This is a genomic window from Desulfobacteraceae bacterium (assembly GCA_022340425.1).
In the GTDB taxonomy this organism is placed as follows: Bacteria; Desulfobacterota; Desulfobacteria; order Desulfobacterales; family JAABRJ01; genus JAABRJ01.
Genome location: JAJDNY010000014.1, coordinates 65,822 through 86,541, shown reverse-complemented (window position 1 = coordinate 86,541; position 20,720 = coordinate 65,822). Strand labels below are relative to the sequence as shown.

Annotated in this window: 17 protein-coding genes; 7 read left to right on the top strand and 10 right to left on the bottom strand. The window is 59.3% G+C overall.

The annotated features are described in order from the left end of the window. Positions 1–23: 23 nt before the first annotated feature. The 4 genes from LJE63_01380 to LJE63_01365 all read right to left on the bottom strand — a co-directional run bounded on the left by LJE63_01380 (position 24) and on the right by LJE63_01365 (position 6,137). Entirely contained in the window at positions 24–2,231 is a 2,208-nt protein-coding gene (locus LJE63_01380; GenBank protein ID MCG6905247.1) for an HAD-IIB family hydrolase, read from the bottom strand. A gap of 4 nt (positions 2,232–2,235) precedes the next feature. Beyond that, entirely contained in the window at positions 2,236–3,129 is an 894-nt protein-coding gene (locus LJE63_01375; GenBank protein ID MCG6905246.1) for a PfkB family carbohydrate kinase, read from the bottom strand. Positions 3,130–3,501: 372 nt separating this feature from the next. Beyond that, a complete protein-coding gene (locus LJE63_01370; GenBank protein MCG6905245.1) occupies positions 3,502–4,500 on the bottom strand; it encodes an acyltransferase in 999 nt (332 codons plus the stop codon). Positions 4,501–4,730: 230 nt separating this feature from the next. Next, complete coding sequence (locus LJE63_01365; GenBank protein ID MCG6905244.1) at positions 4,731–6,137, bottom strand: sigma-54 dependent transcriptional regulator; 1,407 nt, start codon at positions 6,135–6,137, stop codon at positions 4,731–4,733. A gap of 605 nt (positions 6,138–6,742) precedes the next feature. Between LJE63_01365 and LJE63_01360 the strand changes: the two genes are divergently transcribed. Then, entirely contained in the window at positions 6,743–6,955 is a 213-nt protein-coding gene (locus LJE63_01360; protein MCG6905243.1) for a zinc-ribbon domain-containing protein, read from the top strand. 248 nt (positions 6,956–7,203) lie between these two features. Here LJE63_01360 and LJE63_01355 read toward each other — a convergent pair whose 3' ends face one another. Both LJE63_01355 and LJE63_01350 read right to left on the bottom strand, forming a co-directional pair. Beyond that, positions 7,204–7,503: a hypothetical protein gene (locus tag LJE63_01355; GenBank protein ID MCG6905242.1), complete on the bottom strand. Its 300-nt coding sequence runs from the start codon at positions 7,501–7,503 to the stop codon at positions 7,204–7,206. Between the two features lie 14 nt (positions 7,504–7,517). After that, positions 7,518–7,799 carry a hypothetical protein gene (locus LJE63_01350; protein ID MCG6905241.1) on the bottom strand — a complete coding sequence of 94 codons (282 nt, stop codon included), beginning with the start codon at positions 7,797–7,799 and terminating at the stop codon, positions 7,518–7,520. Between the two features lie 576 nt (positions 7,800–8,375). Here LJE63_01350 and LJE63_01345 point away from each other — a divergent pair. From LJE63_01345 to clpB, 3 genes are all read left to right on the top strand, one after another. Continuing rightward, positions 8,376–8,675, top strand: a complete 300-nt coding sequence (locus LJE63_01345; GenBank protein MCG6905240.1) for a hypothetical protein — start codon at positions 8,376–8,378, stop codon at positions 8,673–8,675. Between the two features lie 55 nt (positions 8,676–8,730). Further along, positions 8,731–9,093, top strand: coding sequence for an RNA polymerase-binding protein DksA (dksA, locus tag LJE63_01340; GenBank protein MCG6905239.1), 363 nt, complete (start codon positions 8,731–8,733; stop codon positions 9,091–9,093). A 432-nt stretch (positions 9,094–9,525) separates the two neighbouring features. Continuing rightward, positions 9,526–12,114: an ATP-dependent chaperone ClpB gene (gene clpB, locus LJE63_01335; protein ID MCG6905238.1), complete on the top strand. Its 2,589-nt coding sequence runs from the start codon at positions 9,526–9,528 to the stop codon at positions 12,112–12,114. Positions 12,115–12,205: 91 nt separating this feature from the next. Here the strand turns inward: clpB and LJE63_01330 are convergent, their stop codons facing one another. Together LJE63_01330 and LJE63_01325 are read right to left on the bottom strand one after the other, a co-directional pair. Further along, positions 12,206–14,818, bottom strand: a complete 2,613-nt coding sequence (locus LJE63_01330; protein ID MCG6905237.1) for a mechanosensitive ion channel — start codon at positions 14,816–14,818, stop codon at positions 12,206–12,208. A gap of 112 nt (positions 14,819–14,930) precedes the next feature. Next, the gene (locus LJE63_01325) at positions 14,931–16,199 is read right to left on the bottom strand and encodes a glycosyltransferase family 4 protein (protein ID MCG6905236.1); all 1,269 of its coding nucleotides are present in this window, start codon (positions 16,197–16,199) and stop codon (positions 14,931–14,933) included. A 241-nt stretch (positions 16,200–16,440) separates the two neighbouring features. Between LJE63_01325 and corA the strand changes: the two genes are divergently transcribed. Continuing rightward, on the top strand, positions 16,441–17,505 hold the full coding sequence (gene corA / locus LJE63_01320) for a magnesium/cobalt transporter CorA (protein ID MCG6905235.1): 1,065 nt from the start codon (positions 16,441–16,443) through the stop codon (positions 17,503–17,505). Positions 17,506–17,535: 30 nt separating this feature from the next. Next, positions 17,536–18,141 (top strand): hypothetical protein, encoded by a 606-nt coding sequence (locus LJE63_01315; GenBank protein MCG6905234.1) that lies wholly within the window; start codon positions 17,536–17,538, stop codon positions 18,139–18,141. Positions 18,142–18,219: 78 nt separating this feature from the next. Here the strand turns inward: LJE63_01315 and LJE63_01310 are convergent, their stop codons facing one another. Further along, positions 18,220–19,614: a lysine 2,3-aminomutase gene (locus LJE63_01310; GenBank protein ID MCG6905233.1), complete on the bottom strand. Its 1,395-nt coding sequence runs from the start codon at positions 19,612–19,614 to the stop codon at positions 18,220–18,222. 173 nt (positions 19,615–19,787) lie between these two features. Further along, positions 19,788–19,988: a hypothetical protein gene (locus tag LJE63_01305; protein MCG6905232.1), complete on the bottom strand. Its 201-nt coding sequence runs from the start codon at positions 19,986–19,988 to the stop codon at positions 19,788–19,790. Between the two features lie 270 nt (positions 19,989–20,258). Between LJE63_01305 and LJE63_01300 the strand changes: the two genes are divergently transcribed. Continuing rightward, positions 20,259–20,711: a MarR family transcriptional regulator gene (locus LJE63_01300; GenBank protein MCG6905231.1), complete on the top strand. Its 453-nt coding sequence runs from the start codon at positions 20,259–20,261 to the stop codon at positions 20,709–20,711. Positions 20,712–20,720 lie beyond the last annotated feature (9 nt).

Below are 20,720 nucleotides of genomic sequence, written 5' to 3'. Positions count from 1 at the left end.
CGGGGCAGGTGATCAACTGGACTTTATTCTGCAGGCTCATGGGATCTTCCGCGTGCGGCGGCGATGAACCCGTAGTGCGCGATGGCCTCCAAAATTCCGGCGGCATAGGTCCCCTTGGCAAAGAAGACATGCTTCATGCGGCGCAGTTTGGCCAGCTCGGGGCTGAAATTGCCCACAACAACCCCCAATGGTTCACCCCGCAGCATCTCCTCGTCGTTGCCGGAGTCACCGCAAACCAGGAAATTGCCTAAAGGAATCTCCCACTTGTAGCTGAGGTAGCGGATGGCTTTGCCCTTGGAGGCGCGGTGCGGCAGAATGTCCAGGTATTTTTGGTGGGAATAGATGAGATTGTAGCGGCATTTGTGGCGTGAGAGCAGGTCGTGGATCATGGCCAGGCGGTCCTTGTCCGGCGCCATGTTGTAGCTGACCTTGTATAGGCGCTGGGTGTCTTCCGCCTGGTACTCGAGAAAATCGAAATTCTTCAGCAGGCGCACGATCTTTTCGCGGTCCCAACCGCTGGCGATGTGGGTTTCCCACCCCTGGCCGGCCTGCAGTTCTTGACCGTAGTAGATCTCACTGCCCACCGAGGAGATGATCACGTCCGGTGCGGGGAAATTGTGGGCTTTGAGCACCTGAACCGCCGAGTCCACGGTGCGCCCGGTGGCGACCCCGAAACCGATGACCCTGCGGTGGGCCGCCATAAGGTCCAGCAGGCGTTTTAGGTCCTGGGGGTCCCCGCCCAAGAGGGTGTTGTCGATATCCGAGATGATCAGGTGGTTCAGCCGGACCAGCCGGCGGCCGATGGCATTCCGCGGCACCACGGCGGCCATGTCGGACGCCTGGCCGGCGGAAACCAGCCGCTCGGCTTCGGCCCGGTAGGCTTCGGCATGGTGCTGCCAGGTATAGTGCTGGCGGACATTCATGATGCCGTTTTTGGAAAACTTGTCCCAGCTGTGATTGCTGGAGATGATTTCCCGGATGGCGTCCGCGATGGCGCCGCTGTCGGTGGGATCCACTAGTATCCCGCTGCCGCAGTTTTTAATGATGTCCTTGGGGCCGCCGTCATTTGTGGCGACCACCGGCAGCCCGGTGGCCGACGCCTCCAGGAGTGTCAGCCCGAAGGGTTCGGTCAGGGCGGGGTTGACGAAAACCCCCCGTTTTGCCGCCGCGATGCGGTAGAGTTCCGGAACCTCGTGCTCGAAATCGTGCCGTTTGGGAATCGCCATTTTACCGTAAAGGTCATACTTGTCCATCTCAAGCAGCATCTGGGTGAGAACGTCGCGCTCGTTTTCCTCCATCTGGCTGATGTCCCGGCGGATACCGGCAAACACCGCCAGGTTGGCCATGGCCTGAAGGTCGGGCGCCTCCCCGTAGGCACGGATCAGACCGTGGATGTTCTTGCGCTTGTCGGGGCGGCAGAGGGCCAGGATCAGGGGTTTTTCCGGGCGCAGGAAAAAGCGGTTGAGCTCCTGAAGCAATTTGGCTTGGGCGTATAGGGCGGTTTCGCTGCGCTCGGACTCCGGCAGCAGGTCGTGGTAGTAGGGATAGAATTTCTCGATGTCGATGCCCGGCGGCAGGACCCGAAAATCCGCCAGCCCGCCATTGTGGTACATTCCGTACTGCTCCTGAACCTCCTGGTGGGTGCTGGTGACGATCAAATCGGCATACTTCAGGATTTCCTCTTCCACCCGGATCCGTTGATCGATGCGGTATTTGCGGGCGATCTCATCCTCCTTCAAGCCTTCGGCCAGCAGCTTCTGCTTTTTGGCCCGGCCCAGGGAGTGGCCGGTAAAAATGAAAGGAACCCCGAAGATGCGGGTCAGCTGCATCGCCGCGTAACCGGCGTCGGGGTAGTGGCCGTGGACGATGTCCGGCAGGGTCTTTTCGTTCTTGATAAATTTGATGGTTTTGTCCACGAATTCGTCCAGATGCCGCCAGAGCAGTTCCTTGCGCATGTATTTGCGGCCGCCGCATTGGATTCGCACGATGCGAAAGCGGTCGGCCACCTGCTCCACCCGCCGCGCGTAATCCTCGGAAAGGGCGTTGTCTGCTAGAAATCGGGTGAAAAGATCCACCTGCCTGACCCCCTCCAGTTCGGCCAAGGCTCTTCCGAGTTCGATCACGTATTTCACCTGACCGCCGGTATCGGCGTCGCGCCCCAGTTCCAGGTTGCTGCCGCGCACCAGGCCGTGGAGACTGAACATCTGGATATAAAGCCCATTTTCGCTCATCGGATCACCCTCCCGAGATAAGGCCCATTTCAGCGTAGAAAGCATCGCTCTCGGGCAGGGCCCCCTGAATGGTGCAGACCGCGGCGGCCAGGCGGTTGGCCGCCGCGAGGGTCTTGGCCGGGGGCCATTGCCGCAGATAGCCCACTGCGGTCATGGCGGCGTGAGCGTCGCCGGCTCCCACCGTGTCGGCGACAGCGGCCAGCGGCGGCGGGGCCAGATGGCAACTGCCCTCCCGGGAATGCCACGCGCTGCCCGCCGCCCCGTGAGTGAGGACCACCACCGCAATGTCGAATTCGCTGCGCAGCCGATCGACCAGGGCGCGCTCCTCGGCCGGTCCGCCCACGATGCCGCGCAGCATCTGGAGCTCCTCGGAGCTGAGCTTGAGGACGTCGGTCTGGCGGAGAGAAGCGCGGATGACCTGATCATTGTAACTGTCGGGGCGCAGGTTGATGTCGCAGAATGTGCGGGTTTCCGGGTGGCGGCGGCTCAGCAGGGCTTGCAGGGTGCGAAAACCCTGCGGCGTGCGCTGGGCGAGGGTCCCGAAATAGATCAGACGCAGCGGGGTGGCCAGCAGGTTTTGCAGCCGGTCGTCTATTTGGATGTGGTCGTAGGCCATGTCCGGGAGGATATCGAAGGTGGGCACGGCGGCCTTGTCCAGGCTGACCTGCACCTGCCCGGTTGGGTGCTCCGGATCCAGCTGAAGATCTCCGGCGTTCAGACCGCACCCCTCCACAAAGGCCAGCACCTCGCGTCCGGGTGCATCCATCCCGATACGTGAGACGAACCGCACCGGTTCACCCAGGCGGTGCAGGTGAAATGCAAAATTGAAAGGCGCGCCGCCAATCCGGCGGTAATCCGGAAACACGTCGAATAATATCTCACCGATTACCAGGACCATGGGGTGGACCGCCTTTCCTCAGGGGGTTTACTGGGACCGGGCCGGCGACCGCGGGCCCGAGTCAACCCATACCCAAAAAATCTTAAAGGGTGACAGCTTAAAAGTCAAATCGGGGCAGCATGATCAAGACGGCGATACGGTTTTCGCAACCCGCCGGCGGAACGACGGACCGGCCTTCGGAAAGCCCCCTGAAACGGCTATAGTGATATCTGGCGATGAGGCTTGCGGGGAGTTCGGTGGTTTGAAATGGTAGCTGAGATGGTCGAGATTGCAGGAAATTCAGCCCGCTTGTCAAAGGATGCGCCCCATTTGGGTGCAACGCCTGGCCCAAGGGGTTAAGGGGCCCGGAAAAGACCCCCCCGGGAGGTGACGTTACGGCATGCTCTGGACCGCCTTGCGCGAATCGGACTGCAGCTCCTCGGCGTGCGGCGCTTCGGCGCCCGGATGGGCCCGCATCCCGGAATCGGCGGTTCGGGTGGCGTCCAGAAGTGCTGTGATACGCTGGTCTTTTTGGGTCCACAGGTCGTTTAGCCAGGCCTGGAATTTTCGCCTGAAGACCCGGTCTTCGACATAGTCTCCGATCATCCACGGCGAGACCGGGATCTGATCGACCTGCACATGGATCCGGCCGATCTTGCCACAGGCAAATTCCCAGAAGCTCTTGCGGCCATCGGGGTAGACGATGGTGACATCAAGTATGCGGTGCAGCTGCTGGCCCGCCGTGTTCAAGACCAGCGCCATCCCGCCGGCTTTGGTGCGCAGCAGGTTGGCGTAGGGGGAGCCGCTGCGCCGCTTTTTTTCGGGGCTGAAGCGCGTGCCTTCAATAAAGTTCATGAGGGCGATGGGCTGGTGCTTGAACTTTTCACACGCCTTTTGCGCGGCTGCGATGTCTTCGCCCCGCTTTTCAGGATGCTTTTTCAGGTAAGCGGTGGAATGGCGTTTCATGAAGGGGAAATCCAGCGCCCACCAAGCCTGCCCCAGAAGGGGAAACCAGATCAATTCCTTTTTGATGAAGAAGGTCAGCAGCGGAATCCTGCGGTTGAATACCCGCTGCAGGACCAGGATGTCCACCCACGACTGATGGTTGGCGACCACCAGATACCAGCCCCGGGGACGCAGGTTTTCCAGCCCCGTCACCTCCCACTGGGTGCCGCAGAAAAGACGCTGGGTGAAGTTGTTGACCGCCACCCAATGGGCTGCCAGCCCGTGCAGGATGCGGGTCACGAAACGGCGAAAAGCGGGAACGGGAATTACGAACTTCAAAAGGGTCAGGCTGAAAAGCGGCAACGTCCAAAACAAGGTGTTGATCAGGTAGATGCTCAGGACCAGGACCCCACGGAGGGGTCCGGGAATCAATCTGAAGGGTTTCATCTGACAGGCTCCTTCCAGGTGCTGTCGAAAGACGGCGATGGGTCCGTCGGAGGCACAATTTTCGGCAGTCGGTCGGCTGGCAGGAACTTACGCCGATGGCAGGGCGGGAGACAAGCCGGTTTGGGGATTTTACAAAAGTATTACAAAAGACCGACCCGATCCGAAGTGTCCGCGGCGAACGGCCAACCCTCACAGGCTGGGCGACGGTGAGGACACCGGTTGGGCCGTTTTTAACGGCGATGTTTGAATTCCTCTTTGCGGATGCCGTGTTTTTTCATAAGCTTGTGAAGCTGGCGGGTGGTCACGGCCGCTTGGAAGGCAGACTGTTTGATGCGTCCGTGGTTACGGCTGAGAAGCTCTTGGAGATAACGCCGTTCGATTTGGGCGATGCCGATCCGGCGGACCTCGGCCAACCCCAGCGCCGCGTCAAGGTGGATCTCGGTTGAGGCGGGGAGGCATTCAAACAATTCGCCGGGGAAACTCTCGGGGGTCAGCACGGCCGATTTTTCCAATATGTAGGCCCGCTCCACCAGGTTTTCCAGTTCCCGGATGTTTCCCGGCCAGTTGTAGCGCTGCAATGCAGCGAGAACCTGGGGGTGTACCTCATGAATCGCCTTGGATTGGAACCTGTTGAGCTTATCCAGGAAACCGGCCACGAAAAAAGGAATGTCTTCCCGACGCGCCCGCAGGGGCGGCACCTCGATTGGAAAAACATTGAGCCGGTAAAAAAGGTCTTTGCGAAAAGTGCCGCTTTCCGCCATTTCCTTGAGGCTGGCATTCGTGGCGGCGATCACCCGCACGTTGGCGTCGATGGTGTCTTCACCTCCCACTCGTTGGAAAATCCCGTCCTGCAGGATGCCCAGCAGTTTTATCTGGGCCGCCGGGGTGATGGTGCCGATTTCATCCAGCAGAATCGTCCCGCCTTTAGCAATTTCGAACTTGCCGAGTTTTTTGCGCACGGCGCCGGTAAAGGCGCCTTTCTCGTGGCCGAAGAGTTCACTTTCCAGGAGGGTGTCGGGGATGGCGCCGCAGTGGACGCTTATGAACTGACAGTCGCGGCGGTTGCTGTGGCGGTGAATCAGCTTGGCCAGAACACTTTTGCCGGTGCCGGTTTCCCCGGCCAGAAGGACAGTGCTGCGGGTCGGGGCAACGGATCTGATTTTGTAAAATACCTGCCGCATCGCATCACTGCGGGTCTGCAGGACTTCGTGGTCCTCTGCCTGCCAAAAGCGGTCCCGCAGGTAATCCAGTTCGGATTGGCGGATGGAGGCTTCGTAAATTTTGCGGGTGACAAAGGCAAGCTCTTCGGAATTGATGGGGCACAGGATATAGTCGCTGGCTCCGGCCTTGACGGCCATGACCGCTTCCCGCAGGGTGTCCTGGGGTGTGACAACCACCACCTTGGTTGCGGGGTGGCTGCGCCAGAAGGCCTGCAGGGCGTCTGTGAAATCCTCCTGCGGGTCGGATTCGCAGAGGACCTCAAGATCAACAAAGACCAAATCGTGTCGTCTGCTCCGCAGCGCCGCCAAGGCCTCGGCGCGGGTCGCCACGCGCTCGATGGCGAACTCATTTTTCAGCCGGGACTGAATTCGGGAGCTGGTTTCCGTTTGCGAGGAGGCGATGAGGACTGATTTCATTCGATCCTCCCGCGGCGGGCCCACCGCCCAGCCGGGAGGCCCATCCGTGGTTGTAACGAAAAAATGAAGAAAAAATTCAAATGGTTAATCGGGTAGTCTGTATATTGGTAATTTCCTGAAAAGTCAATCCAAAGAATACCGCCGGCGCTGGCTGGGTTTTCGCCGGCAAGTGCAGTCGCATGGCGTTAATGGCGTGGTTTCAGAATTCGCGGTTCCGGTTTTTTCACGCCGCGGCCAAGGTTTTGAGGGGCAGATCCCCGTGCTCCGGTGAACCGGCGCCTTGCCAGCACCTGCGCGCCGGCCCAATAAGCGTTCAGGCCGAAGTTGCCAAAATTTCCAAAACCTTGATAAACGCCTGTTTGGGGGGAAAATCGGGTTTCTCGGCGCTGGATGTTCGAGCCGGGCGCGGCCGGCCACTGTGTGCTTGGCCGGAAAAAGATTGATCTTGGCATATGGATTGCTGCATCCGAAGAATTCTAACCCCCATTTCCCCTGAATCACGGATCACTCCCCAGGCATGGTTCCGGGGGCGCCTTTTAGCCTACTTGAGGTTTTGTAACTTGCCGGGGCCAAACTCCCGGTGAATGAGGAACGCTGTGAAAGACATGGTTCTTGATTGCATGCAATGCGGAAAATCTTTTGTTTTTACGGTGGCTGAGCAAGCGCGCTGCGACGCAAAAGGGTTCGACACCCCGAGGCGTTGCCCGGAGTGTCGCCGAAAAAAGGAAAAAACCGAAAACAGCGCTGGGGCCGGATGGAAAGACAAGGGGCGCAAGCGCCACGGTCGACGCAGAAACAACGACGACTTCGATGGCTGACCCTCAAAACGGCCCAAGCAGGGCGCCGGGGCGTTGGCGGACGGTCGGCTTAAACACTGTGCTTTGGGTGCGAAAATGGGGGGATGCGCAGACCGCAGCCCCCTTTTCGATGGGGCTTGATCAACTTGGCGGCGATGGGGGCAGGGGAACTGCCGGTCTTCAGGGCCTCGGTTGAAAAGACGATGATGGCCCCGTTTTGTCTTTCAGTTTGGCCCGTGGCCGGGAAATGCAAACGCGTTGGGGGAAAATCATTTGATGACCTGGTAGGAGGTGACCTCAATGATTTTGATCCCGTTTTGCTCCGAAACCGATCCGGTGACCTGAACCCGTTTGTCCAACAGTTCCTTGACGGCTTCCCCCTCGCGGGAGGCGGCGACCTCGTAAATTTCACCGTCATCGGCAACCAGTTGGCTGTCCTCGGTGACAACACCCACCACGGTCACCACCACGTTCTGCGCAATTGCCGGGGCTGCGAAAACCGCCAAGCAGAGCAACGCGAGCGGCAAAAAAATGGAAATCCGAAGCTGTCTGTTCGAAATGCGCGTCATCTTGAATTCCTCCGTCAGGTGGTCGGATTTGGCGGGGGGCGATCATCCGCAAAGAGGGCCGCTTGGATGGGCCCCAGGAGCGTGTACCGATCAATCCTGATTGTCTGGTGACCATCCCGGGTTTCAATCCGGCCGTCGGCCTGAATTGTTTGGCGCAGGTGGGCGATCAACTCCGGCCCTTTGGCATGCAGGGCGACCGGGTAAAAGCCCTCATCGTAGGTTGCAATGGCAACAGCCACCACCCTTCCCCCCGGATCCCAGTCAATGGGAATGACGATGCCTTTTATTCGTATCATCTTTTCCATGGAGCGATCAACCTGTTCGCCAAATAAACGGCCGGCCGGGGAGGGGAACTGAAGCTTGCTTCGAAAAGAGCAAATCATGTGCCAGACAGCGCTGTTCGTGGTGGGGAAAGATCTTTTTGGTGGGACCGGTTGACCGGCAGCTTTTGCATCCGCGGCCGGAAGCGCCCCCCAAATTGAACTGGGGCCCCTGTCATGCCCATACGGGGTGGGCCCATGGGGCAAAATTCGGAACTTCAAGTTCTGCAGGGGTTGAAAACAGCCTCCCCGGTTCTTTTTATTAAACAACAAACCGGTTTTATTGATTAAAACGTGCTAATCCCTCTGACTCGGGTTCAAACTCCGGAACTCGGGAGGTTCGGCGGAATTTGCCGTTCTGATTTTAAATTCCCCCTGGCCGCGTCAACCCCCTTGAAATGACTGCTCTGGCGGTTTTGCTGAGGGGTTGAAAAAACCAACAGGTGCCTTAGCGTGAACTGGCACTTTAGTTGCAATGCAACTTTCGCTCATATTCCGGGCGCTCCAGACCGTGTGTCGAATCAATTTCACTTTCATGGCGGAGGAAGAAAGATGGCGGTGGCAAAAAGCAAGGCCCTGTTGTTGGTGTTGGCGATGCTGATGTATGGGATCGGGTGCCGGCCTGCTGTGGTTTTTTGCGGCGAGCAGGTCACCCTCACCGGTGAGATTAACGACAGCTACCAGGTGGTTGCCGACGACGGCCAGACCTATGAGGTGGCCGACAACGAAAAGGGTAACGAACTGGTCCTGAACCACATCGGCGAAAGGGTCAAAGTCAGTGGCTCGGTCGAAGAAGAGGACGACGTCAAGATCCTCACCGTCTCCTCCTTTGAAATCCTGCCGGGGGAGTAGTGCCATGTCGCGCCTGCCTGAAAAGTCAAATGACCCATCGGAAACGGAAGAAAAGATGAAAGAAGAGGATCTCGACTTCTTCAAAACGCTATTGACCAACTGGATGGAGGAGCTTTTACTGCAGGCGGACAGCACCCGCCTGGGAATGAAAGATCCGAGCGACAACCTGGCGGATCCCTCTGATCGGGCCAGCTTTGAAAGCGATCGCAACTTTCTGCTCCGGATTCGGGACCGGGAGAGCCGCCTTTTCAAGAAAATCATCAGCGCACTCGACCGCATCAAGGACGGCACCTACGGGATCTGTGAAATGTGTGGCGAAGAGATTTCCATCAATCGTCTCAAGGCCCGTCCCGTCACCACCTATTGCATCCGCTGTAAAGCGCGGCTGGAGGCCGTGGAAAAAACCATCGGGGAATAATCGACCCCATCGTTTCAGGTGGGGGTTGGGGCTCGGCCCCTTTCCCATCCCCGCCCTTTGACCCTGGGGCAACCCGGAATTCCGGGTGGTGGCAACGGAGTTTGATTCCTCTGCCGGGCGTCTGCAACGCCGCTTTCCGGATCCAGTGCCGATTGGTTGTAACGCCGGGGGCGGGCCAAAGGGACAGCGTGGTGGAGCAATTTTTTTTGCCGGGCCCCTGAGACCCCCTCATGGTGATACGGGTTTCCCCGCTCACCCAATGATTCTATCTTCCAGGCGCCTCCCTCCCGGTTCAGCCGGCCTCCCCACCCGTGGACCCTCTCCCCTCGTCCCCCTGCGGTTGACAGAGACCCATAAATGGTTAAGTTTCCGTAAGCAAATAATGTGCCATCCAAACAGATGGGTAACTCTGACGCAATTCTGGAGGTGATTATGCGTTTTGACAAGTTCACGGTGAAATCCCAGCAGCTGGTCCAGGAAGCGCAGGCCCTGGCCGCCCGCAACCAAAACCAGCAGATCGAGCCGGAACATCTGCTCGTGGCCATGCTGGCCGAGAAAGAGGGCGTGGCCCAGGCCATCCTGCAGAAGCTCGGTGTTTCGGTCGATGCCGTGGCTCGGGATGCGGCCGCGGTGGTGGAAAAGCTGCCCAAGGTCAGTGGCGGCGGCGACCGTTACATTTCCCAGCGCACCAACAGTCTGCTGGAGGCGGCGTTCGCGGAAGCCTCGAAGATGAAGGATGAATATGTCAGCGTCGAACATATTCTCCTGGCGCTGGCCGACGACAAGAGTGGGCAAGCCGGGCGGATTCTGGGGCGCAGCGGCGTCACCCGCGAGATGATTTTGACCGTGCTGAAGGACATCCGGGGTGCCCAGCGCATTACGGATCCCAACCCGGAGGAAAAGTATCAGGCCCTGGACAAATTCAGCCGGGACCTGACCGAATTGGCGCGCTTGGGAAAGCTGGATCCGGTCATCGGCCGCGACGATGAAATCCGGCGCATTGTTCAGGTTCTCTCGCGCCGCACCAAAAACAACCCGGTTTTGATCGGTGAACCCGGGGTGGGCAAAACCGCCATCGTCGAAGGGCTCGCCCAGCGGATCGTGGAGGGGGACGTTTCCGAAACCCTCAAAAACCGCCGGCTGGTGGCGCTGGACATGGGGGCTCTGATCGCCGGCGCAAAATACCGGGGTGAATTCGAAGACCGTCTCAAGGCGGTCTTGAAAGAAGTAGAGCGCGCCGAGGGTGAGGTGGTGCTCTTCATCGACGAGCTGCACACCCTGGTGGGCGCTGGTGCCGCCGAGGGGGCCATGGATGCCTCCAACATGCTCAAACCGGCGCTCGCCCGGGGCACCCTGCGCTGCGTCGGGGCCACGACCCTCAACGAATACCGCAAGTATATCGAAAAGGACGCCGCCCTGGAGCGCAGGTTCCAACCCGTTCTGGTCCAGGAGCCCAGCGTCGAGGACACCATCTCGATCCTGCGCGGCCTCAAGGAGAAATACGAGGTCCATCACGGGGTCCGCATCAAGGACTCCGCCATCGTGGCCGCTGCAACCCTGTCGGACCGCTACATCGCCGATCGCTTTCTGCCCGACAAGGCCATCGACCTGATCGACGAGTGCGCCTCCAGACTGCGGATCGAAATCGACAGCATGCCGTTGGAGATCGACGAGATCCAGCGCAAGATCACCCAGAATGAGATCGAGCGCGAAGCGCTGAAAAAGGAGACCGACGCCGCCTCCGGCCAGCGGTTGGCGAAACTGGAAGCCGAGACCGCCGAGCTGCGCGAGGAAATGACGGCCATGAAGGCCCACTGGCAGAACGAAAAAGACCTCATCCAGGCCATCCGCAAGATCAAGGAGACCCAGGAGCAGCTCGGGGTGGAGGCCCAGCAGGCCGAACGCGAGGGGAACCTGGCGCGGGTGGCCGAGATCCGCTACGGCCGGATGAACGAACTGGGCCGCCAGCTGGAGAAGGCCAACCAGGATCTCGCGGCCCTTCAGGAAAACCGCAAAATGCTCAAGGAGGAGGTGGACGACGAGGATATCGCCGAGGTGGTCGCCAAGTGGACCGGGATCCCGGTGAGCAAGATGCTGGAGGGCGAGCGCGAGAAGCTGCTGCGCATGGAAGACCGGCTGGGGGAGCGCGTCATCGGCCAGCACGAGGCGGTGACAGCGGTCTGCAACGCCGTGCGGCGGGCGCGCAGCGGCCTGCAGGACCCCAACCGGCCCATCGGCTCCTTCATCTTCATGGGACCAACGGGGGTCGGCAAAACCGAGTTGGCCAAAGCCCTGGCGGCTTTCATCTTTGACAGCGACCAGGCCATGGTGCGCATCGACATGTCGGAATTCATGGAGAAGCACTCCGTGGCCAGGCTGATCGGCGCACCCCCGGGCTACGTCGGCTACGAGGAGGGCGGCTACCTGACCGAGGCGGTTCGCCGCAGGCCTTACACCGTGGTGCTGTTCGACGAAATCGAAAAAGCCCACCCCGAGGTGTTCAACATCCTGCTGCAGATTCTGGACGACGGCCGGATGACCGACGGCCACGGGCGAACGGTGGACTTCAAGAACACCATCATCATCATGACTTCAAACGTCGGCAGCCAGTGGATCCAGGAGCTCGGCGCGACCCGGCCCGAGGAGATGCGGCGGCGGGTGATGGACGCCCTGCGGGCCACCTTCAAGCCGGAATTTCTCAACCGGGTGGACGAGACCATTGTCTTCCACAACCTGACCCCCGCGCAGCTCGCCCGGATCGTGGATCTCCAGATCCAACGACTGGGCCGGCGCCTGGCGGAACGGCAGATCACCCTGGAACTCTCCGAGGGAGCCAAAAAACTCCTGGCGGAAAAAGGCTACGATCCGCTTTACGGGGCCAGACCACTCAAACGGGCCATCCAGAAATACCTGGAAAATCCGCTCTCGCTGGCCATTCTGGAGGGCGGTGTCGGCCCCGGCAGTCATGTTCGGGCCGTTGAGGAAAACGGCGCCATCGTGTTTCAAAGCCAAGCGGCTTAACCTGAATACGAAACAGAAACCGGGCCTCACGGGAGCGTGGGGCCCGGTTTCTGTTTCCAATTTTCCCGAATTCGCCACCCGGCGAAGTTTTTCAGACGGTTTCTGGTTTGATCCCGGGGTCGGCCGGTGGGGCGGGTGGCTTTTTTTCCGGGGTTAGTCCATCGGCGCTGAAGGTATTTGCGGGCTGCGCCGGGACGCAGGAGCGAATGTGAACGTCACGCTGGGGAAACGCGATTTCAATCTTGCGCTCGCGAAAGACCCGGTCGATTTCGAAGCGGATGGCCGTGCCGACATTGAGCATGCTGTCCACGTCGGTCCAGACCCGCAGCACGAAGATCAAGGCGCTGTCCCCGAAATCGGTGAAGAGCACATCCGGGCGAGGATAGGGGCGCACTTTGGCGGTTCGATCGGCAATTTCCAGCAGGCTGCTGCGGACCAGCTCCGTGTCGGATCCGTAGGCGACCCCGACGCTGATCTTGATGCGCAGGCTGAGGTCGCGGAAGCTCCAATTGGTCACCTGGCTGCTGATGAACTCCGAGTTGGGAATGATCAGCGAGGCGTTGTCGTAAGTTTGCACGACGGTCGAGCGAAAGTTGATTTTTTTGACCTCCGCCCAGGTGCCGTTGATTTCCACCGCGTCGCCGACCTGGATCGGCCGCTCGAAAAGCAGGATGATGCCGCTGATGAAATTGTTGAAAATGTTTTGCAGGCCGAACCCCAGCCCGATGCTCAAGGCGCCGAAGGCCACGGTCAGGGATGTGCCGCCCACGCCGAAGGCGTTCAGCGCCACCAGCACCCCCAACCCCCACACCAGGTAGACCGTGATGCTGATCACCGAATTCTGCAGGCCGGGTTCCAGCCCGCTGCGGGCGAGCACCCGGGTGGACATCAGGTGGCGGCACAAACGGGCCAGCAGATGGGTGAAAAACAGGATCAGGGCGGCTGTCAAAAAGCCCATCAGGTTGAAACTAAAGGACCCGAAAGTGATGGGAAAGCGCAGTACGCGCAAAAGCCCCGAAAAAACAGCCTGGGTGCCGCTCCAGGCCAGGACCAGCGACACCGCCAGCAGGCCGCCCCAAACCAGCCAACAGAGCTGAAAAACGGCCCAGCGAAAGGGCTGGGCTTTCCGTTTCTGGGGCGCATCGTCCTCCTCGGGCCTGTGGTAGAACCGCTGGTCCCACTCCCCCAGGACCAGAAAAAAAAGCACCCCCCAGAAAAGCGCCGCTGCGATCTTCCCCCAGGAGGTGAACCAATAGAGCGCCAGGGCACCGTAGCCGGCCAGCTCGAGAACCACCCCGCCGATGAAAATAATGTAGGCCAGCGCCGAGAGCGTCGGGCGAAGGAGCCTCTGCCACAGCTCCGGGGCCACCGCCGGCATGGGCTGGGCCCTGAATTGGGGCCGGAATCGAAAGACCCAGACCAAAAGGGCGGCCTCGAAAGCGATGCGGGTCAAGGTCTTGAGAACCTCCCCGGAGTCGAGCACCACATCCAGTAGCCAATAGGCCGCTGCAAAGACGCGAACCAGTCGCAGGAGGAGTCTCAGGTGGGGTAGCCAGACGGTGGGAAGGAGCGGGGGGTCTTGTCGGGATTGCAGGCGAATGAAACCAAGCCCCCAACCGGTGAAAAGCAGTGTCAGCAGAAAATAGAAGGTTGCCTGGAGCACCGGAAGGGTTTCAAAGAGCTTTTGGGCATGAAAGAAAAGATAGAAGAAAACCAGCGTTCCCAGCAGCGGCAGGCTGCCTTCCAAAAGCCGGATGACCATGCGGCGCCAGGGATACTCGGCGCTGAAGGGTTTTTCCCTGAGCCACCGGCAGAAACGCCGCAGGCGCAGAATCAGGATAAGGGATAGCAGATAGAGCAACACGGCGGTTAGCGGCAACAGCCCCCTGCTTGCCAGCAGCGAGCCCAACAGCGTCAGCCAATGCTCCCATGAGGCGATTTTGCGAAACCTCTCAACCACAAGCGCCAGTTCACCGCCGATGTTCTTCCAGCCGAGGCTGATCAGCGGATTGACGGTTCGCTGAAAGAGGTCCGCGCGCTTTTTGGTCTGGATCTCCTGGCCGAATTTTTCGTTCAGGCCATTGAACGCCTGCCGGGTTTGCGTGAGCCCGGTGATCACCTCACGGTAGCCGGATTGCAACTCGGCCAGGATGGACACACGCTGCTTCTGGCTGCGCATCAGGGCTTCGATGTCGCCGATCAGGGCCTGGCCCTCGGGGGCGCGCCGGTCCTCATCTTTCAGGGCATTGAGTTGTTGCTGGGCAAGCGTCCGCTGCTCTGCCACCTGCTCTTCGAGCCTCACGACGGTGTCCAGTTTTTGGTTTAAGCCGGTCAGACGCCTGTCCAGCTGCTCGATGGTGGCGTGAATTTCTCCCCAGGCTCTTTCAAGGTCCTCGATGCGCGTCGCGGGAGTTAGGAGCAGGTTGCCGATGGTGGAGAGTTCAATTTTCTTGAAGTCGATCTCGGCTGAGAGGTCCTGAATCTCTTTTTGCTGGTCCGGGTAGCTTTTTTCGAGTTTGGCGAGGGCATTCTTTTCGGCCTGGAGCGCGGCCTGAGCGGTTTTTTCGAGGGACGAGAAATCGGGTCTTTCCGATTGGGCGTCCTGGGAGTGGGCCACCCCGCAGGCGGCCAGGATCAGCAGGCTGATGAGAACCGCAAATCTGCCCAAGACCGCTGGGGTCAGAATATGGGGTTGGTTTCGCAATTGACTGGCACCCTCTCCCTCCCATCCCCCCGACGGAGAACGGGCCGGTAATGTGAGTCTGCAGAGGCGCGGCTTGCGGCCGCCCGTGACCGGGTTGAATGGGCGCAGCGGTTCAGTTTTCCACGCCGAAGAAGTTCATCAGCAGGTAGTTCAATTGTTTGCGCAATACGGCATAGGAAAAATAGCGCGCCGCAATGGCGTAATTGTGATCCACCATTTGCTGGCGGCGCGCCGGCGAGGCCAATATTTCGCGAACCTGCTGCACATTCCTGCGCGTCAGGTAGCCATCCATGACCACCAGGTCGAAGCCCCGGGGTTCGATGTCCTTGATAAAAATCGTGTAGCGGTTGATCAACAGCGGCTTGCGGAAATAGACCGCCTCCAGAAAGGCGTTGCCGAAGCCTTCGTAAAGGCTCGGGTAGGTGATGAAATCGGCGTGGGGGTAGACATCCCAGAGGGAGTGGGGGGCGGCCGCGCGGTCCCGTTCGGGGGTTGACGCGTCCAGGGCGCTGGTCTTCAGCAGGCGCAGGTCGACATTGCGCTCCTGGGCGTTGCCTTTGAGCCACTCGAAATACTCCATCCCCTCGTCACCGGCCTCATGGGAAATGATCAGTTTGCACCGGGGGTCGTTGAGTTCCTCCACCAGGGCGATGGCATGCTCGATTCCCTTGCGCTGCACGATGCGCGTCGGCTGCAGGATGATCATGTCTTCGGGGGCCAGCCCGATGGATTTTTTGAACTCGACGGTGTCCTCGTCGGCTGTTACCGGCGGGTTTTCGAAATCGAAAACATTGGGAATCACCGAGGATGAGATGCCGGTGCGCAGGGCCAGTTCCTCCTGGGCCGAGGAGTTGATCACCACGTGGGCCATGTTGGGCAGGTTGGGGGGAAAGGCCATGCGCAGATAATCCCCCACCGCATTGATCAGAAAACGGTTACGCTCCCAGTAAAAGTCGTGGTGGTGGGCGATGGTGGGTATCTGGGTTTCGGCGATGATTTCGGTCAGGGCGACCCCCAGCGGCACGTGCATGGGAATCGTCAGGGCGTTCTGGGCGATCAGGGTGTCGATTTGGAAGCGTTCGATGAATTCGTTGATCTGGACTTTCAAAAGCGATTTTACGGCGTGGATGGTTTCGGTTACCGATGCCTTGCGCACATTGTGGCCGAAGACCCGCTCATTGATCCAGCGGTTTTGGGGATAGTGGAAATGGGCCTCGGCGACGAGCAGGCTTTGCTCTGCCGGCTTGTCGAGTTCGCCCGCGAACCAGAAGCAGTGGTGCCCGTTGTGGCTGTTCAGAACCTCGGCCCACTTGCTGGCCTCCAGTGAAACGCCGTCGGTTCCGGCAAAACGGGTGCCGATGAAGCCGATATTTTTTTTCATGGCTCTTTGGCGGGCGCCATCTTTGACGATGTCGGGGCTCCCTCGTTGTCCCGTTTGATGGTGCATTTGCATCGGGTAGGGATTTTCTTTGCCGAGGGGCAGAATAGGGCTTATTTGCCTTGACGGAAAAATTTCATAATTTTAAATTATACAAATTCACCCGCGTTTTGCAACAGCTTTGGAAAAATGACCTGGACGGCTGACGACGCTCTCCTGGCCCGGTGACACCCAAGGATTATAAATGACGAGAGCCATCAAAAAAGCATCCAAAAAAGCCGGTCTGCCACCGGGAACCCTGGTGCATATCGGTGAAAAAGGCCAAGCGGAAAGCCGCATCTACCTTATTGTCTACGAGGAAAGCGACCTGCGGGAAAAGGAAGTGCGTGAAATCCAATCGGTCCTGCCCTTCAAGAACCACCCCACGGTTTCATGGCTCAACATCGACGGGCTGCAGGACCTCGACCTGATCCAAAGGATCGGCAACGCTTTGGCCATCCACCCCCTGACCCTGGAGGACATCGTCAACACCGGCCAGCGGGCAAAGACCGAAGAATTTGATCACTACCTCTTCGTGGTCCTCAAAATGCTTCGTTACGACCCGGCCGCCCGGCACATCCGCGCCGAGCAGGTCAGCCTGATTCTCGGCGAGCGGTATTTAATGTCGTTTCAGGAGCTTCCGGGAGATGTTTTCGACGGGGTGCGCGAGCGCCTCAGAAAAGACAAGGGGCGCATTCGCCGCAGCGGGGCCGATTACCTGCTCTACGCCCTGATGGATGCCATCGTGGATCAGTATTTTATCATCCTGGAAACTTTCGGTGAAAAAATCGAGGACATTGAAGAGGAGCTGCTGGATTATCCTACCCACGAAATGCTCCAGGAACTGCATGACATAAAGCGTGAGATGATTTTTTTCCGCAAACAGGTCTGGCCGCTGCGAGAAATTTTAAGCAGTCTGAGCAAGCGGGAGATGGATCTGATCACCGAGTCGACCATTGTCTTTCTGCGGGACGTCTATGATCACACCATTCAGGTGATCGACACGATCGAATCGTATCGGGATGTTCTTTCGGGGATGGTGGACATCTACCTTTCAACGATGAGCAACCGGATGAACGAGGTCATGAAGGTGTTGACCATCATCGCGACGATTTTTATCCCGGTCACCTTCGTTGCCGGCATCTATGGGATGAACTTCTCGTATATGCCGGAGCTCAGATGGCCATGGGGCTATCTGTGGTTCTGGGGGGTTGTGGTGGCGACCGCCACCGGAATGCTGATTTTTTTCCGACGCAAGAAGTGGCTATGAGGGGCCCGGTGCCGGGCCAAGGAGGATTCGATGCTGCTGCTGCGAACTTTTGCCATGCTGTTTTTGGGGGTTGGCTTGTCCCTTGGAGGGGCCGCCGTGGGTTTTGGCGATGAGGTGGTCCGCCCGTTCGGACTGGCCATCGGCAAGGCGACCTACGTCGAGGCGCGGGCGATGCTTGAAACGCGCCAATGGGAATTCCGGGAGTACGAAAAAAAACAGTTTCGGGAAATCGACCCCGGGGAGGAGGGGCAAGGGCACAACACGTTTCTGAAAGCTTCCCCCCAAGAGATGGTGGGTGTTCGCAGCCTGCTGCTGTTTTTCAGCCCCGAGGCCGTTCTCGACGCCCTCATCGTCGTGCTGGACCCCAGTTTGTTTGAAGTCACCATGGAGGATCTGGACGACAAATACGAACTGGTGAAGCGGGACCTCACCGGCGAGTACTTCTCCACCAATGCCCCCCACGTTCTCTGGCAGAAGGGCGGCACCCTGATCGAGCTGCAGAAAAACAGTCCCAACCGGGTGCGGGTGGTTTACGTGGTTAAGGGGCTTTACGAAAACTACAAGGATTTTCTGAACACAACCTACGAGTCTTTCCGCCGGCAGCAGAGCAAGCCGCCGTGGATGAAGGAACTCTGAAACACACGGTCGCCAGCCCCGGCGGCCCGACTGTTTTCGGGCCTTGCGGCGCCGGGAGAATTCCCAGCAGCAAGGATTCTAGGCCCACTCAAGATCCGAGGTTGTGGTTGCTTCCGAAGCCAGGCCCGCCATTTCCGCTGCCTGAAGGGCTTTCAAACGCTTTAACTCGGGCTCGTAAAAAAAACGGTCTGCATCGAATGCCGGCTTGAGGTCGTCCAGCCAGGCGGCTTGCGGGTCGTAGGCGGCAAAAAAGACCCGGTTGACCCATTCGGGGTTGCGCCCCTGGATAAACTTCAGCACGAACACCTTCTGCCTTCCCAGCATGGTAACGCCGTCCAGCAGCACTTTGCCGGGGGTGGCCGACATGGACGGTCCCCGTACCGTTCGGCACAAGCCGGACACCTGCCGGTAGGCGTCGGTGAAAATACGGTACGCCCTTGCCAGCGGCACCTTGAAGTACTCCTTGGGGCCGGTATCCCTTTCCACAAACATGTAGTAAGGTATCGCCCCCAGCCTGACCTGCGTGCGCCACATCTGGGCCCAGGTGTCGGCGTCGTCGTTAATGTGCCGGATCAGGGGCGCCTGGCAGCGCAGCGTTGCGCCGGTTTCCAGCAGGCGTTGAACGGCAGCCTGCACGGCGGGTGGCTCCAGCTCCCGGGGGTGGCTGAAATGAGCCATGATGCCGAGGTGCAGGCCGCCGGCAGTCACCTTGGAGAAAAGGGAGAGCAGATCGTCGGCGTCGCGGTCGGTCAAAAAGCGGTGGGGCCAGTAGGCCAGGACTTTGGTACCGATGCGGATCGTCGACAGGCCGCCCGGTCTGTGCCTAAGCAGCGGCTCGATATAGGCCTTCAGCACCTTGGCGCTCATGGTGAGCGGGTCACCTCCCGTAAAGAGAACATCGGTCACCTCGGGGTGGCGCTCAAGATAGGTCACCAACTGCCGGGGGTCGCGGTTGGCAAAGCGCAGGCGGTCGATCCCGGCAAACTGCGCCCAGCGGAAACAATAGGTGCAGAAGGCATGGCAGGTCTGCCCCTGGCTGGGGAAAAACAGCAGCGTTTCGGGGTATTTGTGCTGCATGCCGGCAAACACCCGGCCGTTTTCGACCGGCACGTTCAAGGCCATCTGACCGGCGGGGTGGGGGTTGAGCCGCATTTGGATGCACTTCGCGGCCTGACCGATGACAGCGGCGGGGGCGTTTTGCGCCACGAGGGTTTCTAGTTTCCGTCGGTCGACGGAATCCAGCATTTCCGGCTGGGGAAACGTCAGACGAAAAATGGGGTCATCGGGGACAGCCTTCCAGTCGATCAATTCGTCGATGACGTAGTTGTTGACGCGGAACGGAAAAACCGCTGCGGCTGTCTGGATTCCCCGTATCAGCGCGGGGTGCTGGTCGCGCAGGGGGGCGATCTGGTCTAAGGATTTCACGCCATAGAGGCGAAGACTGCGATGGGAAACGGCGTTGGCTTGATTCATGGTTGTTCTCCTGAACTTTCATTGCTTTCTTGTCGGGGAGCGGCGGCGGATGCCGGCGCAGGAAGGTCGGGACGCTCCCAGGGCTGCCCCGGTAGATTGGCGCCAGAGGCTCGCACGTGGGGTCTGCCGGGTCGGGGGGTCCTGGGCTGGGGCCAGAAGATCGGGCGGAGAAGTTATTTGAACTGATAGTCTGCGGAGGGGGGGTGCCCGATCGTTTGGACAACTGCGCGTCGAATAACGAGCAAGCGATCGAGGACGCGGTTGCGGTTTTCAATCGTCAGCACGCAGTTGCCCTGGGCCGGTAGCAGGGCTTTGGGCGCAACCAGCAGGTCCACCATGTCAAAAAAAAGATCTTCGGGAATTTTGACATTCATGAAGCATCCCCCCTTTGCAGTTTAATATCGACCGGATTAAATTTTTCTATAGGCACATTTTCAACAGAAAGTATCTTACCAGCCGTCACGCCACATGTCAACCCACCGTTAGTCAGTCAGCTTCCCCCTGCGGAAGGCGGGCAATTCTAAACTTGACGATTTCGGCGCCACGGCATAAGAAAGTTGCACAACATTGACCGCCCCCGGCTGAACAGCGGTGCCTTCGGGGGCTTTCCCATTCCGTTGCGAGCCATACGACCCGAAGCCGCCATGATCGATCCTGTCCTGCACCTTACCACGCGACTGCGCCAAATCGCGCACGCCCTGTCGGTTCACTCCAAGTACATTCAGGAGAGCTATCAGATCACCGTCCCGCAGCTCATCTGCCTGCGTGAAATCCACAAACGCGGACCGCTGCCGCTGGGAGCGTTGACCCAGTTCCTGTACCTCAACAATTCCACCGTTACCGGCATCGTGGACCGGCTGGAGAAACGGGGGTTCGTCCAGCGGGTCCGCCAGAGCCGTGACCGGCGTCAGATTCACGTACGGCTGACCCCCGAGGGAAACGCCTTCATCGAGAACTCTCCGGACCCGCTGCGGGACCTGCTGGTGAGGCGCTTCGAAACCATGGCGCCCGGAGAGTTTGAAAAAATCCTCGAGGCGATCGACACCCTTGCGGCCATGATAAGCTCCGTCGAACACCCCAACCGGAAGAATGAATAAAAAATATGA

What these genes read in the sequence shown, in the direction of transcription:
- corA (MCG6905235.1), top strand. Translation starts at nt 16,441, where the DNA reads ATGACGAGAGCCATCAAAAAAGCATCCAAAAAAGCCGGTCTGCCACCG.
- LJE63_01300 (MCG6905231.1), top strand. Translation starts at nt 20,259, where the DNA reads ATGATCGATCCTGTCCTGCACCTTACCACGCGACTGCGCCAAATCGCG.
- dksA (MCG6905239.1), top strand. Translation starts at nt 8,731, where the DNA reads ATGAAAGAAGAGGATCTCGACTTCTTCAAAACGCTATTGACCAACTGG.
- LJE63_01380 (MCG6905247.1), bottom strand. Translation starts at nt 2,231, where the DNA reads ATGAGCGAAAATGGGCTTTATATCCAGATGTTCAGTCTCCACGGCCTG.
- LJE63_01370 (MCG6905245.1), bottom strand. Translation starts at nt 4,500, where the DNA reads ATGAAACCCTTCAGATTGATTCCCGGACCCCTCCGTGGGGTCCTGGTC.
- LJE63_01325 (MCG6905236.1), bottom strand. Translation starts at nt 16,199, where the DNA reads ATGAAAAAAAATATCGGCTTCATCGGCACCCGTTTTGCCGGAACCGAC.
- LJE63_01305 (MCG6905232.1), bottom strand. Translation starts at nt 19,988, where the DNA reads ATGAATGTCAAAATTCCCGAAGATCTTTTTTTTGACATGGTGGACCTG.
- LJE63_01315 (MCG6905234.1), top strand. Translation starts at nt 17,536, where the DNA reads ATGCTGCTGCTGCGAACTTTTGCCATGCTGTTTTTGGGGGTTGGCTTG.
- LJE63_01345 (MCG6905240.1), top strand. Translation starts at nt 8,376, where the DNA reads ATGGCGGTGGCAAAAAGCAAGGCCCTGTTGTTGGTGTTGGCGATGCTG.
- LJE63_01375 (MCG6905246.1), bottom strand. Translation starts at nt 3,129, where the DNA reads ATGGTCCTGGTAATCGGTGAGATATTATTCGACGTGTTTCCGGATTAC.
- LJE63_01310 (MCG6905233.1), bottom strand. Translation starts at nt 19,614, where the DNA reads ATGAATCAAGCCAACGCCGTTTCCCATCGCAGTCTTCGCCTCTATGGC.
- clpB (MCG6905238.1), top strand. Translation starts at nt 9,526, where the DNA reads ATGCGTTTTGACAAGTTCACGGTGAAATCCCAGCAGCTGGTCCAGGAA.
- LJE63_01360 (MCG6905243.1), top strand. Translation starts at nt 6,743, where the DNA reads ATGGTTCTTGATTGCATGCAATGCGGAAAATCTTTTGTTTTTACGGTG.
- LJE63_01350 (MCG6905241.1), bottom strand. Translation starts at nt 7,799, where the DNA reads ATGATACGAATAAAAGGCATCGTCATTCCCATTGACTGGGATCCGGGG.
- LJE63_01365 (MCG6905244.1), bottom strand. Translation starts at nt 6,137, where the DNA reads ATGAAATCAGTCCTCATCGCCTCCTCGCAAACGGAAACCAGCTCCCGA.
- LJE63_01355 (MCG6905242.1), bottom strand. Translation starts at nt 7,503, where the DNA reads ATGACGCGCATTTCGAACAGACAGCTTCGGATTTCCATTTTTTTGCCG.